The organism is Endozoicomonas sp. (assembly GCF_965196975.1).
GTDB lineage: Bacteria > Pseudomonadota > Gammaproteobacteria > Pseudomonadales > Endozoicomonadaceae > Endozoicomonas.
On record NZ_OZ239981.1, the window covers coordinates 1,521,505 to 1,536,325 of the forward strand.

The 14,821-nt window shown below is 45.9% G+C and carries 10 protein-coding genes; 8 read left to right on the plus strand and 2 right to left on the minus strand.

What is annotated here, in order from left to right:
- The first annotated feature begins 11 nt into the window (after nt 1-11).
- Nucleotides 12-5,663 (plus strand): response regulator, encoded by a 5,652-nt coding sequence (locus ACOCLE_RS06595; RefSeq protein WP_419536031.1) that lies wholly within the window; start codon nt 12-14, stop codon nt 5,661-5,663.
- Nucleotides 5,664-5,742: 79 nt separating this feature from the next.
- Here ACOCLE_RS06595 and ACOCLE_RS06600 read toward each other — a convergent pair whose 3' ends face one another.
- Complete coding sequence (locus ACOCLE_RS06600) at nt 5,743-6,789, minus strand: YgfZ/GcvT domain-containing protein (RefSeq protein WP_419536032.1); 1,047 nt, start codon at nt 6,787-6,789, stop codon at nt 5,743-5,745.
- A 474-nt stretch (nt 6,790-7,263) separates the two neighbouring features.
- Here ACOCLE_RS06600 and ACOCLE_RS06605 point away from each other — a divergent pair, with 474 nt between their 5' ends.
- The 3 genes from ACOCLE_RS06605 to tnpC all read left to right on the plus strand — a co-directional run bounded on the left by ACOCLE_RS06605 (nt 7,264) and on the right by tnpC (nt 9,416).
- Nucleotides 7,264-7,530 (plus strand): succinate dehydrogenase assembly factor 2, encoded by a 267-nt coding sequence (locus tag ACOCLE_RS06605; protein ID WP_419537163.1) that lies wholly within the window; start codon nt 7,264-7,266, stop codon nt 7,528-7,530.
- A gap of 37 nt (nt 7,531-7,567) precedes the next feature.
- Nucleotides 7,568-7,825 carry a hypothetical protein gene (locus ACOCLE_RS06610; protein WP_419536033.1) on the plus strand — a complete coding sequence of 86 codons (258 nt, stop codon included), beginning with the start codon at nt 7,568-7,570 and terminating at the stop codon, nt 7,823-7,825.
- A gap of 85 nt (nt 7,826-7,910) precedes the next feature.
- Complete coding sequence (gene tnpC, locus ACOCLE_RS06615; protein WP_419532963.1) at nt 7,911-9,416, plus strand: IS66 family transposase; 1,506 nt, start codon at nt 7,911-7,913, stop codon at nt 9,414-9,416.
- 95 nt (nt 9,417-9,511) lie between these two features.
- Here tnpC and nadB read toward each other — a convergent pair whose 3' ends face one another.
- Nucleotides 9,512-11,185: an L-aspartate oxidase gene (gene nadB, locus ACOCLE_RS06620; RefSeq protein WP_419536034.1), complete on the minus strand. Its 1,674-nt coding sequence runs from the start codon at nt 11,183-11,185 to the stop codon at nt 9,512-9,514.
- 579 nt (nt 11,186-11,764) lie between these two features.
- Here nadB and rpoE point away from each other — a divergent pair.
- The 4 genes from rpoE (at nt 11,765) to ACOCLE_RS06640 (ending at nt 14,702) form a co-directional block, all read left to right on the plus strand.
- Nucleotides 11,765-12,352 carry an RNA polymerase sigma factor RpoE gene (rpoE, locus tag ACOCLE_RS06625; RefSeq protein WP_419536035.1) on the plus strand — a complete coding sequence of 196 codons (588 nt, stop codon included), beginning with the start codon at nt 11,765-11,767 and terminating at the stop codon, nt 12,350-12,352.
- A 58-nt stretch (nt 12,353-12,410) separates the two neighbouring features.
- Nucleotides 12,411-13,115, plus strand: coding sequence for a sigma-E factor negative regulatory protein (locus ACOCLE_RS06630; protein ID WP_419536036.1), 705 nt, complete (start codon nt 12,411-12,413; stop codon nt 13,113-13,115).
- A 4-nt stretch (nt 13,116-13,119) separates the two neighbouring features.
- Nucleotides 13,120-14,127, plus strand: coding sequence for a MucB/RseB C-terminal domain-containing protein (locus tag ACOCLE_RS06635; protein WP_419536037.1), 1,008 nt, complete (start codon nt 13,120-13,122; stop codon nt 14,125-14,127).
- 86 nt (nt 14,128-14,213) lie between these two features.
- Nucleotides 14,214-14,702, plus strand: a complete 489-nt coding sequence (locus tag ACOCLE_RS06640; RefSeq protein WP_419536038.1) for a SoxR reducing system RseC family protein — start codon at nt 14,214-14,216, stop codon at nt 14,700-14,702.
- Nucleotides 14,703-14,821 lie beyond the last annotated feature (119 nt).

Below are 14,821 nucleotides of genomic sequence, written 5' to 3' on the forward strand. Positions count from 1 at the left end.
ATGCTCCCTGGATGTTTACCAACAGTGAGGGACAGGCTGATGGGCTGGTTCATGATCTATGGAAGTTGTGGGCAGTAAAAAATAACGTAGCTATACAATTTGTCGCGTCTTCATCAGGGAAAATAGGAGAGCAGCTCACACGTTCGGAGGTTGATGCACTGGCGTATACACCACCCGGTATTCAAGATGAGTTACGTAAAAGTGGGGCAGAGAGTGCACTGATTTACACGTTTGTTCCTGTGCTCTTCATTGAGAAGAGTCATCAGATCAGCAGCTTTGAAGAGGCACTTGCCAAACTCCGGGTTGGTTATGTCAAAGGTCATAACTGTCAGCCCCATCTTAAAAAATTTAATGCTGAAGCTGTTGTTGTGCCATTCACTTCTTATTCGTCAATGGCCGGAGCAGCAACGAATCGAGAGGTTGATGCAATACTCGGTGGTCGTGCAAGTTTGAGCTACTACCTGAAAAGCTTAGGGGTTGAAGATGAGTATCAGGTTGTTCACGCCCCTCTGCAACCGGTTGAGATTAAAGCCTCTATTGCACCAGATAGACCGGATCTTGTCAGTATTGTTCAACATGGGATGGCTAACGTTTCTGATCAGGAGAAGGCAGGGCTTATCGAAGAGTGGTTCAGGTTTACTCCTTGTAACCCGGAAAGTCTGGTGGTTGCTCTTGATGCTGGTCTAGCACCATTATCTTTTATTAATGCGCTGGGTAAGCCTTCAGGCCTATTTGTTGATATCTGGAATTTATGGTCAGAAAAAACTGGAACGCCAGTTAAGTTCAGAGTCAGTCCTATTGGCGAAAATATTGATGCATTAAAAGAGGGTAAGGTCGACGTTATTGCTGCCGTGTCACCGACGATGGAGCGAAGCCAGTGGATGGCGCTGTCCAACCCCTATTATGGATTGAATACTCGAATTTATTTTCGTCCCACCAGTAAATTGGACGATCCCGGGGCTGAGCTTAATGGCAAAAAACTGGGTGTGATCAGTTCATCAAGTCAGGAGGAGTTTGTTCGCCGCTGGTTACCGGATGCTTATCCAATTGAACACGGCAGTGTGTCCGACATGATTGGAAGCCTTTTTTCAGGAGAAATAGACGCATTTCTGGGTGAACCTGTGATTGTCCAGTCAGCACTTAATCGGCATGGTCTGGTTGGAGAAGTGAATTCCAGTGAGTACTTTAATCTGAATGAGGCGGTTGGGGCAGGACTTTTACTGAACCGATCTGCTGACTTATTGCCTGAGTTGAATAATGGGTTTCGAGCCATTACTCCTGATGAATATCGGGCCATTGAAAACCGCTGGATCATCAGTAACAGAGATCGCTATTTCCGTCGTAGCGGCTCTGTGGTTGAGCTGAATGACTCTGAGCGTCGCTGGTTAGGAGAGAATCCAGTAATCAGTGTGCTGGTTGATAATAATAAACCTCCTTTTTCGTATATTAATAGAAGAGGACAGTGGCAGGGAATTGCCATAGCTTATCTCAAGCTGTTGGAGGATAGGCTCGGTATTACCTTTCAGCTTCATCAGGATCCCGTTTGGACAAATGCGTTGAGTCAGGCTTATCGGCATGATGTTGATGCAGTAGCGATGCTGCAGAAAACGGAAGAGCGCAGCCGTTATCTGAATTTTACCAAACCACTGGTCAGTGTGCCTGCCGTGATTCTTGCCCGTGTTTCCGACAAAAGCATCCGCTCGCCATCCCATTTAAATGGGAAAAAAGTTGGTTTTACCCCCGGCTATGTCACTTATGAACTCTTCCGGCAGAAATATCCGGGAATTAATTTTGTCAATATTCCGGATATTGCCACGGGGTTGAATCAGGTTGCCAGTGGGGTTCTTGATGCCATGGTTGTTAACCTGGCTTCTGCAAGTTATGAAATAGAGCGGATGAAAATCACCAACTTGCAGGTCGTTGCTGAGGCTGGTTTTAACTATGACTTTAGCATGGCATCGAGAAACAACGCGCCTGAGCTGGCATCTATTCTTGAAAAAGCGGTTGATACCATTACTCCGGAAGATCGTGAAGTTCTTGAAAGCAGCTGGCTGTCCATTCAGGGGGGAATGTGGCGACCCAATAAAGAACTGTTTATTGGTCTGGTATTAATTCTGGTGACACTGATTCTCATTGTTTACTGGAATCGTCGCTTGACTATAGAAATTGCTGATCGGGAAAAAGCGGAAGAAGGGCTTAGGGTTCGTTCAGAGCTGGATCGTCTCCTAAGTGATATTTCCAGACATTTTATGGATCAGCCGGTTCATCAAGCCAATGACTATTTTCTGAGTCAGCTTGGGAGCTATCTCAATGCTGAAGCCGTTTGTATCTTCTCCTGGGAGCCCAAAGCTCGTATTGAACATTATTGGACATGCAGGTCTAACCCTGATCCTGCAGCCTTTGAACCATTGTTTGACCACGACTTTACCGGTGTTTATGGAGAAGTGAAAAAGGATCAGGTCAACATTCTGGTTCGTGATGAAATATTGCAGAAGGGTGATCTGGAAGGGGCTACAATTCTTGATGGCTTGGGTATCTCCATCGCAGTATATGCACCTATGATGCTGTTTGGCCGTGTGGTTGGCGGCATTGGCCTGATTAATATTCCGGTAAAATATCAGGTCTATATCAATGAAATGGATTTGCTGCACCGAATGGGTGAGCTGGTTGCGGTTGCTCGTGATCGGCAAAATGCGGAAGATGCTCTGAGGGTCAGTGAAGAGCGTTATCAACTGGCTATGGATGCTGCTTCTGATGGCCTCTGGGACTGGGATGTGCAACGTGACTGGATGTATCTGAGTCCCCGGTACCAGACCATGCTGGGGTATCAGCCTGGGGAGCTGTTGCACACGATACGTGCCTGGCGCCGATTGCTTCACCCGGAAGACAAAATATCAACAATACGCTTCTTCGAGCACCAGCTGGCGACTTCTGATAACTCCTTTCAGTTCGTTTACCGTATCCGTCGTAAAGATGGCAGTTACGCCACAGTCCGCAGCAAGGGGAAAGTGGTATTCAGGGATGAGGTGGGTAAGCCAATGCGTGTTATTGGTACAATGGTGGATATTACTCACCAGATTGAACGTGAACGTGAGCTATCGATGGCTCGTTTTTCACTGGATAACGCGGGCGATCATATTCACTGGTTTAGAAGAGACGGCTATCACAAGTATGTCAACGAATCTGCCTGTAAAGCCCTGGGGTTCTCTCAGGAAGAGTTAATGAAACTGTCCATCATGGACATTAATCCGGCGGTTACACGGAGCTCCTGGAAAAAACTCTGGGAGCAGCTGGTGCTCAGAAAAGGGATGACTTATGAGACGCTACGAAAAACGTCCGATGGCAGCATCTTTCCAGTAGAAGTAACCGCTAATTACATGGAGTATGAAGGAGAGGGTTACCTCTTTGCTTCCGGGCGAAATATTACCGATCGAAAACAGACGGAAGAAGCGTTACATAAGGCGAAAGAAGTCGCTGATCAGGCAAATCAGGCCAAAAGCAATTTTCTGGCCAATATGAGTCATGAAATCCGCACGCCGATGAATGCCATCATTGGCTTGAGCCACCTGGTTCAGGAAACGAAGCTGTCTCATCAGCAGAGAGATTACATCAGTAAAATTCAGATATCTGCTCATGATCTTCTGGGTATCATCAACGATATTCTTGATTTCTCAAGGATTGAGGCGGGTAAACTCAATATGGAGAGTATTGAGTTTGATCTTGGCGGTGTTTTTGACAACGTTTATAACCTCAGCAGCATCAAAGCCAGGGAGAAAGGACTCACACTGACTTACGATATTCAGTCTGACGTTCCCAGGCATCTAAGAGGTGATCCACTCCGACTTGGGCAGATACTCATCAACCTGACCCATAATGCGCTCAAGTTCACCAGTGAAGGAGAAGTGAATGTATCGGTTCAGTTGATTTCCAGCCGGCAGGACGTTGTCAGGCTTCAGTTCTCAGTATCTGATACGGGCATTGGTATCAGTAAACAGCAACAGAGTAAGCTGTTTCAGTCATTTTCTCAGGTGGATGGTTCAACAACCCGCAAGTTTGGAGGCACCGGGCTCGGGTTGGCTATCTGTAAGAACCTTGTGTACATGATGAATGGGGACATCTCTGTTGACTCAGAACCCGGCAAGGGAAGCACTTTCCGCTTTACCGTTGAGTTAGGGGTCGCCCATCAGACCCAGATTCTGGAACAGTCGCTTGAAGGGGTTCGTGTCCTTGTGGTGGATGATAACCCGGAAGCAAGAGCACTTCTGATCAGCCATTTGAAAACATCCGGTTGTGAAACCTGGGAAAGTGGTCATGGTGATAAGGCGCTTTCGTTACTTAAAGAGAAAAATTCCAGTGATCATGAGGCTATTTCCCTGGTGCTGCTGGACTGGAGAATGCCTGATATTGATGGTATTGAGCTGGCAGAAAGTATTCATAAACTCAATCTTGCTGTTGACCCCAAGCTGATTATGGTGTCGGCCTATGGTCGCGAAGAGGTTATGGCAAGAGCTTCCGATGAAGTCGATGCTTTTCTGATCAAGCCGGTCAATCGCTCCGTTCTGGTAGAGACTATTCTGCGCATGTTGAAGTGTCAGAATAATCCGAAAGCTGAAATTATTGAAGAAGCTCGATTTTGCGAGATTATGCCTAAGGGGCGCATACTGCTGGCTGAGGATAATGAGATCAACCGCCAGGTTGCCCGTGAACTGCTGCAGGGTATGGGGCTTGATGTTGTCATGGTCACGAACGGAGCTGAAGCGGTTGAGAGGGTGAAGAGCGAAGACTTTGATCTGGTCTTTATGGATATCCAAATGCCTGAAATGGATGGGTATCAGGCAACACGGATGATCAGGCGAAAGCTTGGCAAAGATAAGCTGGTTATCATTGCCATGACCGCTCATGCCATGACCGGTGATAGAGAGCGCTGCCTGCAGGCTGGAATGAATGATCATATTTCCAAGCCATTAAGCCCTGAAGCGCTTAAACAAATGGTGCGCCACTGGTTGCAGGTTGGAGAAACTGACGTACTTCATTCTGTGACTTTGGAGCAAGCATCTGACACTACTTCTTGTTTGAAGCTGCCAGGAATAGATGTAGACGAAGCTCTTAAGAGGCTTCAGGGAAATCAGGCGCTTTATGAAAAGTTATTGGCGGACTTCTACAAAGGTCAGCGGGAAGATCTGATTCAATTACAGGGATTTTTGGAAGCAGGAAAATGGCATGAGGCTTGTCAGTTGATACATGCTTTGAAAGGTGTTGCTGGTAATTTAGGGGCGAACCGGCTCCATGAGCAGGCATCCCAGCTGGAAAATAGCTTGCGAAAACAGAGTGAAATGCCCGATAACAGCTTAATGGACTCGTTTGTGCTGGCCTTTGATCAGGTGATGGAAGGTCTTGAGCATTTGCCTCCGGTCAAAGAAGATTTAGAGCCTGCCGGGGAAGGATCTATAGAAGTTGGTGAGTTGAATGACCTGCTTGATGAGATGGAGCAAAAGCTGAGTGAGGGTGATGTGGATGTAGTTTCTCTCCTTCCAACGCTCATTCAAGGGTTGAAAGACCAGATTGACCAGAAAAAGCTTAAGCTGTTTCAGGATGCTGTTATCAGTTACGATTTTGATGAAGCCTATGGAGTGCTGGGGGAGATTAAAAAAAATATCAGCTGATGGCCAGCGTTGGTTACCAGCCATGCGCTATCCCCCAGAGTTGGGAGTGAATCTGGGGGATAAGACTGATCGGGTGCCACTACTTTTGAAGTTCGGCCTTTGGGTCTATTACGTAGGGTATTTCGTGAACCTCCAGCTGGTGGCTTTGTTCTGCATCGAGAAATACATCGTTGGCTTCAGCTGCTTCAATCCGAATCACAGCCAGTAATTCAAAGTTGTTGTTTTCAATATTACGGACACGCTGGATGACTTCGCCAACAGGTTTACTGGCACTGTTATATAGGCGGGTGTTAATGTCAGGCTCTTCGGCGTTATCAAGGGTCAACCAGTAACATCGGCTCTTCTGCTGCCCGAGGTTTTGCATCCGGGTCACAATTTCCTGTCCGGTATAGCATCCTTTTCTGAAGCTGACACCACCAAGCGAGGGTTGATTGAGGTGCTGGGGGATGTATTTATCGATGGTTTCCTGACGAAGTTCTGGAATGACAGATTCGATATTCAGCAACTCCCAGAAATCTTCAGTAGCAGGTGTAAGCTCTTTTGTCAGTTCTGGCCATAACAGAGGAAGGTCGTCCTGATGAAGCCAGAGCTCATAACGAGGCCTGTTACCTTGGGCCTTCATGAGGTAGCTACTGCTGGAAACATTGATAACTTCATTTTGCTCTGGTAGAGATGAGTCGGGGAAAATATTGGTAAGTATTGTGTTGGTATTTGCACCAGACAGGCCGAGAGCTACGTAATCGGGTTGATTGGTGAGATTAACCTTAAAAAAAACCGCGTATTTCTTCAGAGTTTCCATTGTGGTTTCAATAAGATCTGAGTTCATGCACAACAGATAGTCTTCACCATTGTCCATTATTTTGAAATTTGTATACATCCGTCCTTTAGGTGAGCATGCCACCCCAGTACTGAAATGATGAGCGGCAAGCTGAACCATATGTGTTGATATTTGTCCCTGTAAAAACTTCTGGCGATCGGTGCCGTCGACCTTGATGAAGTTTTGGCCAGATAATACTGAGACAGCATTTTCACCCAGTGCATGTGGCACTTTAGAAAAGCCTGTCAACAGCTCTTCTTCATAAACAGCGCCTTGAGTTTTTAAGTAGGTCTTCCAGTCGGTGGCCATCTGATTACCTTGTTATCTGGTTGCCGCAATGTGATAGGGCAGAACACTAGGGCCTGTTCACGTATCGTTATGTGCTCTGTGACCCAGAAAAGCGTCATATGCGCGAAAGGCTTGCGCAGCGTGTAGTTATTCTACATCAAGCAAGCATGACAACGCAGATGGTGCTTTTCTGGGTCACCCTTCGGGCGGATCAGGGCGTGCCTATGATTTTGTTGTGGCATTTTGAAAGGCCGCAAGCCTTCCGGCAATGCCGCGCCTCGTCATAGGCAGCGCCCTGATCCGCTGAGCTCGCAACGAAACGTCAACAGGCCCTGGCACCCGAAAAATTAAAAATAATTGATCGCCGTACGTTTGTTTTGTCTGCCAGTTATGCCCTGGGGCATGCATTCAGTGAATGCTGGCATAATAGAGGATTATTGCTTCAAATTTAAAGGTATAATAACCGGCAAAATCCATAATTGGAGTTATTCTAAAATGCTGGGCGAAAATGAATTGAAATGCCTGCAGTGGCGAAGTCGTCGTGGGATGCTTGAGCTTGATGTGCTTTTGGAGCCTTTTACCAGGGAGGCACTGCCTGACTTGAGCGAGGCTGATCAGCAAACTTATGTTCGCCTGTTGGAGTGTGAAGACCCGGATCTCTTCAGTTGGTTTATGAGTGGTACAAGGCCTGAAGATGAGGCACTGAGCCGCATGGTTGATATGGTATTGGAACGTGGGCGATACAAAGGCGAGTCTTTGTGAAGTTAATTTAAGACGTTCCCGTTACCAACTTGTTTTAATGTTGCTAAGCCATGGAGCTGGATTTGTTGCTCTATGGCTTTCTTCAATCTTGCTTATTTTAAAATATGCTCTGGCCATGGCTCTGGCTTTGCATTTGTATCGATACTACCTTCAATTTATTGCACAGAAGCTTCCGACCAGTATTTTTGCCGTTCGATTGCAGGAAGATCAGTGGCGAGTAAATCTTGCAGGTGTCTGGTATCGTGCCTGGCCTGAGGGTGAAATTGTTGTTACCTCAATGTTAATTTGCTTGTAACTATTCAGCACCCTTCATATAAATCTGGAATTTTCTGATTTTTCGACCATCATCTTATACTCAATTTTTCTAACAAATCTCCAGTATGGAACCAGACTTCCCAGCTACTCCGTTTACCGAAGCTCTCCTTAAAGAGAATGAAGAGCTTCGGACCGAGAATGCGCTTTTACGGGAACGTTGCAGCGAACTGGAAGAAAGGGTTAATAAAAACAGTCAAAACAGTAGTAAGCCACCATCGTCAGATGGTTATCAAAAGCCCAGTAAAAAAGGGAGTGATAAAGGTGATACATCTTCCAAAGAAGCCCCCTGCTCCTCACAGGAAACACCGAACCCCAAAAGCCTTAGACCATCTTCAGGCAATAAACCAGGTGGCCAGAAAGGTCATCAAGGCTCTTGTTTGAGACGTGTCGCCTTACCCGATTATGTCAGGCATCTGAAGGTTGAAAAATGTTGCTGTTGCCAGTCTTCGCTTATCGATATTAAACCCACCAAATACATTGAGCGACAGGTTTTTGATCCAGGTAGACCCGGAGAATTTGAAGTTACCGCGTACTGGGCAGACGTTAAAGTATGTCCTTGTGGTAAACGGAACACCGCTGAGTTTCCCCAAGGAGTGAAAGCCGCTGCTCAATACGGAGAAGTGACTCAGGCAATGGCTGTTCATTTAAACCAGTATCACTTCATCCCATATCACCGGGTGTCTGAGTATTTCAATACTATTTATTGCATGAGTGTCAGCGCAGGCTCTGTTGCCAATTTTGTTGCCTATACCCATGAGAACCTGGCCTCTACTGAGCAGAGTATCCGCGATGCTTTACAAGAAAGTCCGGTTGCAGGAGCGGATGAAACTGGCATGCGGGTTGACGGTTCACTGTGGTGGTTACACATTATGCGAGATGACCAATGGACGCTTTACTACCTCTCAGAAAGGCGAGGTTGTGAAGCAATGGATGCAATGGGCATCCTGCTGACTTTTGCAGGCATTCTGGTTCACGATCATTGGAAGTCCTACTTTGCCTATGCGGCAGTGCATGTGCTTTGTAATGCCCATCATCTGAGAGAGCTTCAGGGAGTTGTCGATAGGGATGCGAATAAGCTGGCTCTGCGGCTGATGAAATTGCTTACGCTCTCCTGGCACTTCTGCAAGAAATACAAAGCAGCCGGTCTGACTCAAATGCCTGGTGCAATACAGCTTCGCATTGAGACGATATACGACCAAATCCTTCAAAGGGCTCTCACGAAGGAAACCGCTTATATGGAAAAACAACGACAGGTGCTTGGACGTAAGAAGGTCAGGAATACCAAGGCCTACAACCTGTTCAAAAGGCTTATTGAGTTTAAGGTTGAAACGTTGCGCTTCATGTCGGACTTTTCAATTCCCTTCGATAACAATGGCAGTGAACGTGATGCCAGGATGGCCAAACTTAAGCAGAAGATCTCAGGCTGCTTCAGAAGCGAAGACGGAGGTACCATGTTTACCCGAATCCGAAGCTATTTATCATCTGCTAAAAAGCAGGGGTTGAACATATTTCAGGCGCTTCTTAAAGCGGTTCGAAATTACAACAATACGCCTTTGCTGGGTGCTGAATAGTTACATTTGCTTTAAGTTGCGGGTTGAAGGCAAGCGCCATCCTTCTTATCTGATTCTGTTTCCAGATAGCGCTGACCCTGTTGAACTGCATGGCTTCAGGCTAAAGATGATGCTTGATTCTTTCTCCCTTTTTGATGGTAAGGACTAAAATTGTCAGGGACTAGAATAGTGTCCTCTGGAGTATCATCCAAGTGTGGGAAGTCCAGGGTATAATGCAGGCCGCGAGACTCTTTTCTGGCCATGGCGCATCGAATAATCAGCTCGGATACCTGTGCAAGGTTTCTAAGCTCAATTAGATCATTGCTGATTTTGAAGTTACTGTAAAATTCATGAATTTCAGATTGTAGTAACTCGACACGATTCAAGGCTCGTTGCAGGCGTTTTGTTGTGCGGACAATTCCTACGTAATCCCACATAAAACGGCGAAGCTCATCCCAGTTATGAGAGATAACGACGTTTTCATCAGAATCTGTCACCAGGCTTTCATCCCAAGCTGGCAGTAAAGGTAGTTCAGGGTATTCGTGGAGTGTATCACCAATAACTTGAGCGCAGCTTGTTGCGGATACAAAGCATTCCAGGAGGGAATTGCTGGCTAGCCGGTTGGCTCCATGCAGTCCGGTGAAGCTACATTCGCCTATGGCAAACAGGCCTTCCGTATCTGTCTGGCCGTTATGGTTAACCAGGATTCCACCGCAGGTATAGTGTGCTGCTGGAACGATAGGTATTGGGTCTCTGGTGATATCAATATCGTAGCTTAGACAGCGTTCATAAATCGTAGGAAAGTGTGACCGGATAAACTCTGATGATTTATGACTAATGTCCAGATAAAGGCAGTCTGAGCCCAGTCGTTTCATTTCATGGTCAATTGCCCGGGCAACTATATCTCTTGGAGCCAGTTCTTCCCTGTGGTCGTACTCTTTCATAAATCTGGAACCATCCGGGCGTTTTAATAACCCTCCTTCACCCCGAACCGCTTCTGATATAAGGAATGACTTGGCGTTGGGGTGATACAGGCAGGTAGGGTGAAACTGGTTGAACTCCATATTTGCAACCCTGCAGCCTGCACGCCAAGCCATGGCAATACCGTCTCCAGAGGAGCCGTCTGTATTACTGGTATAAAGGTAGGCTTTACTGGCTCCTCCGGAAGCAAGTACAGTGCATTGGCTTCTGAATACTTTGATTCGATCAGTCTTCAGATCAAGAATGTAGGCGCCAACGCAGCGATGACTGTTGTCAATGGGGTTTTCGGATAGGCCCACTAGTTTACTGGTAGTAATAAGGTCTATCGCCAAATGATGATCAAACAAGTCAATGTTTGGCTTTGATTTTGTCTTTTCAAGCAGGGTGTCTGAGATTGCTCTGCCCGTTGCATCAGCTGCATGAATTATTCTTCGGGAGCTGTGTCCACCTTCCCTGGTAAGGTGATAATCGAAAGGTCTGTTGATATCATTATCTGGAGTGAATGGGACTCCCTGATTAATTAGCCACTCAATACTGTTCCTGCCATTCTCGACGATGTGGCGAACTGCAGGCTCGTTGCATAATCCTGCTCCGGCAATCAATGTGTCCTGGACATGCTGACTGATATTATCCCCAACTTGATCCAATACTGCTGCTATGCCACCCTGAGCCCAGTATGTTGATCCGGCGCTCAATGAATCTTTGCTGAAAATGGCTATGCGTGTAGTGCAGGGTAGCTGAAGTGCTGTAGTCAGACCGGCGGCACCAGAACCAATGATAATCACATCGTAATTAGCGGGCTGTTGCATAGGGATCCCCTGTCATCAGATGACTCTGACGTAATTTATCCTTCATAAAATCCATAAGAAAATGAATGTAATGTGGATTAATGTGCTAGCCTGTGGAACTGTGACAGTCCGGTACAGGACAAGTGAAGTTCTCTCTTGAGAGGCTTGGTCATTTGTAAGTATGATTGATTACAATTACTTGTAGTGTATTTCAGGCTAAAGCAGCTATTTTTCAGGTCGATGTTAAGAATACTGCTGACTTCAATGAATCGGGCAGAAGTCTAAATGAATTTACCTGATTTTTGGTGAGCTAGGTCAAAAATACGTTATTGTGTAACTGTCATAGGCATTATATAGAATTTTTTAGAGGTACTATAGCGCCATGTTGGCGCTGACAATCGCTGAACCTTTTGTAATATATAAATACAGTGTTCAGGAAAACTGGGATGTGGTGGATAAATTTTTCTTATAGTAAAAAATTGAAAATATCAGGAACTTTTTTTCATTTTGATGGTCTATAGATTGGTGGTCGAGCTAAATTTAATTTTGCACGATAGTGCTATTTTTGATCTCCTTCCGTATCTGGGTGGAGATGCTTGAATGGTAGACAGTCCAGACTCTGACCAGCAGCTGGTTGATCGTGTTAAACAAGGCGATAAACGTGCTTATGATATGTTGGTCATTAAATATCAGCATCGCATTCTGGGCCTTGTTGGCGGTTATGTCAGTGACTTTCAAGAAGTGCAGGATGTAACCCAAGAAGCATTTATCAAAGCTTACCGTGCGCTGGATAAGTTTAGAGGTGATAGCTCTTTTTATACCTGGTTGTATCGTATAGCTGTCAATACTGCCAAAAACCATTTGGTGTCAAAAGGGCGCAGGCTTCCGGAGTCTGACATTGATGTGCATGATGCCGATTTCCTGGAAACTGCAACAACGCTTCGAGTTGTTGATACCCCTGAACGCAACCTGTACTGTGATGAGATTGAACAGGTTATTCATGATGTTATTCAGCGTTTGCCGGATGAGCTCAGAACCGCAGTTATGCTCAGGGAATTTGATGGTCTTAGCTATGAAGAGATTGCTGATGTCATGGACTGTCCGGTGGGGACTGTGAGGTCCAGAATATTCAGAGCTCGAGAAGCAATTGATCGTGAAATTAGACCGTTATTAGGGCAAGGCGGTTAAAAAGGTTTAACGCACGTTCGGCATAAACCGTGCCTGCGTGATTACCAGAGGTTTGTCTATGAGTGAAAAGAGTTCCCAGTATAACGCCAGAGAACGATTGAAAGAGTCATTGTCGGTTTCTCTGGATGGACAGGCCAGTGAGCTCGAATTACGGCGCGTAATTGACCGTATAGGTAGAGATGAAGATTTGCGCGGTTTGGCTGGCCGTTATCAACTGATTGGTGAAGCTTTGCGAGGTAAATCCCCCAAGTTCGCTAATGTTGATATTTCCAAAGGCGTTATGTCTGCCATAGAGCAGGAAGAAGTCGATACCGCTTATTCGCAGAACGCATCAGGAGCTGGGGCTTCTTCTGATAATAGGTCTAGGCCAAATCGTTTTATTGAAGATTTATGGGCTTCTTTGGGCAAGGTTGCTGTTGCAGCATCGGTAGCGGTTGCTGTTGTTATTGGGGTCAGAAACAGTAGTCCCTCTCCTGATTTGCAGGTTCTCGCTGAAAATGAGCCTGCTACGCTTACTCAGCCAGTTCAGCTCGCGCAAATAGGTCATAACGATTATGGTGCGTCGGGTATTCGTGCCGGGTATAACTCTAAGCAACATGACAGTATTACACCTGAACAGCTTGCTTACGCGCAGAGTCTCGCTGATAGAGCAACCAGAGAGCGCTTTCATGCCTATGCACTTCAGCATGCAGAGCTGTCTGCAATGGGAAGTGGGCAGAGTATTTTGTCATTTGCCAGATTGACCAGTTTTGACAATCAATGAATTTATGAAACAGATGCAATGGATTTCCAGAAAGCTGCTGATTTTGTGTTTTTTTGTCAGCGGATTTTTGTATGCAGAAGCTACGCAAGATGCCAGTTACCTGCTTGAAAGGATGGCTGAATCTTCTAAAAAGCTCAGTTTTCAAGGTGAGTTTGTTTATCAGCAGGGTGCACAGCTTGAAACGTTGAGTATTATTCATCAGGCTGAAGATCAGAAAAGGCCGGAAAGAGAGCGTATTCTTTATCTCGATGGTGCACCCCGAGAGGTAATGCGTTCTGGCAGTGAGCTCTTCTTTTCAAGTTACAATGAAGGGGTCACGAAGTTTAATCATGGTTCGTTGATGCCAGTGATAAACAAATTTCGCTCAGGTGTGACTGACAGTTACTATGATTTGAAAATTATCGGTATTGATCGAGTTGCTGGTAGAGAGGCTGTCTTATTGCTTGTACTGCCAAAGGATAGATTTCGCTACGGATACCAGTTATGGCTCGACAGGCAGTCTTCATTGCTGCTCAAATCAGTAATGGTTGATGAGCAGGGCAAAATTATTGAGCGTTTACAGTTTACCGCTTTGAGCATAGGTCAGCTATCAGATGATGCTCAGGCTCTTCTAGAGCGTAAGCCCTCTGCTGTTGATGAAACTATCCACGTAAAAAGTAGCTCCTTGAAAGAGTATCCAGAGAATTCTGTTTTGCCTCTTGATTGGGAGACTGGCTGGTTACCTGATGGTTTTGTGTTGGAAAGCAGAAGTGTTCGACCTTCACCTGTTAGTGAACACAGTGTAGATGCGCTTATCTTTTCTGATGGTATTGCCGGTTTTTCTGTTTTTGTTGAGAAAGACGATACTCGTGTTCTTAGTCAGGCTTCAGAAAAAATCGGAGCTCTCTCTGCCGTTTCAAAGATCTACCGAGAAGGTGATCAGTACTTCCATGTCACTGTCGTTGGTGATCTTCCACTTGGAACCGCAGAGCGAGTGGCGGTCTCTGTTCGTCCAATAAAAAAAACGCCCTGATGTAATGATCAAGTAAGTTTGCTGGACTTTGGGTTGGATATTTCTTTTATTGTTTCGTTACCGATGTGCTTCAGGCGTTCAGGAAAATGATAGAAGAGCAGGGACGGGTGGTTGGTGTAGAGCGTGGCTGTGTTTGGGTGGAAACAGTTAGACAATCCAGTTGTGCTAGCTGTAGTGCGCGCAATGGCTGTGGTCAGCACCTCTCCGAAAAGTACAAGCCCGATGCTTCACTTTCATACATCAATGCAGTTAGCGCTATTGTGCTTAAAAAGGGTGATAGAGTTATCGTTGGGATTCCGGAAGGTTCTTTGTTGAAGGCTTCATTTCTGCTATATCTTTTTCCGCTTTTACTGATGATGTCTGGAGTCTGGTTGCTATCTCTGTTGGTGGTTGCAGACTGGGTGCTGGCTCTTGTCGCTGGCATCCTGCTTCTAAGTGGGTTTAGCTTGGTAAGGGTGGTTGGAAAAAGGTCTGCTGATATGTGTCGTGTGGAAGTGATAAGGAAGCTGCCTTCAAAGGAGTGGGGGTTTTCAGAGCTCTCGTCTGAACGAAATTCATCTTTGGGGCAGTTTTAATCGCTCGATGATAAGTACTCTTTAGTTTACACGAATCTGTATGCATTTTGCTTTCATGGCGGATAGTATCTGGCCGAAATCAAATCTCTATCATGTGATTATAAATATTATTGCAGGGG

What these genes read in the sequence shown, in the direction of transcription:
- ACOCLE_RS06640 (WP_419536038.1), top strand. Translation starts at nt 14,214, where the DNA reads ATGATAGAAGAGCAGGGACGGGTGGTTGGTGTAGAGCGTGGCTGTGTT.
- ACOCLE_RS06635 (WP_419536037.1), top strand. Translation starts at nt 13,120, where the DNA reads ATGAAACAGATGCAATGGATTTCCAGAAAGCTGCTGATTTTGTGTTTT.
- ACOCLE_RS06595 (WP_419536031.1), top strand. Translation starts at nt 12, where the DNA reads ATGTTTACCAACAGTGAGGGACAGGCTGATGGGCTGGTTCATGATCTA.
- ACOCLE_RS06600 (WP_419536032.1), bottom strand. Translation starts at nt 6,789, where the DNA reads ATGGCCACCGACTGGAAGACCTACTTAAAAACTCAAGGCGCTGTTTAT.
- nadB (WP_419536034.1), bottom strand. Translation starts at nt 11,185, where the DNA reads ATGCAACAGCCCGCTAATTACGATGTGATTATCATTGGTTCTGGTGCC.
- ACOCLE_RS06630 (WP_419536036.1), top strand. Translation starts at nt 12,411, where the DNA reads ATGAGTGAAAAGAGTTCCCAGTATAACGCCAGAGAACGATTGAAAGAG.
- ACOCLE_RS06605 (WP_419537163.1), top strand. Translation starts at nt 7,264, where the DNA reads ATGCTGGGCGAAAATGAATTGAAATGCCTGCAGTGGCGAAGTCGTCGT.
- tnpC (WP_419532963.1), top strand. Translation starts at nt 7,911, where the DNA reads ATGGAACCAGACTTCCCAGCTACTCCGTTTACCGAAGCTCTCCTTAAA.
- rpoE (WP_419536035.1), top strand. Translation starts at nt 11,765, where the DNA reads ATGGTAGACAGTCCAGACTCTGACCAGCAGCTGGTTGATCGTGTTAAA.
- ACOCLE_RS06610 (WP_419536033.1), top strand. Translation starts at nt 7,568, where the DNA reads ATGTTGCTAAGCCATGGAGCTGGATTTGTTGCTCTATGGCTTTCTTCA.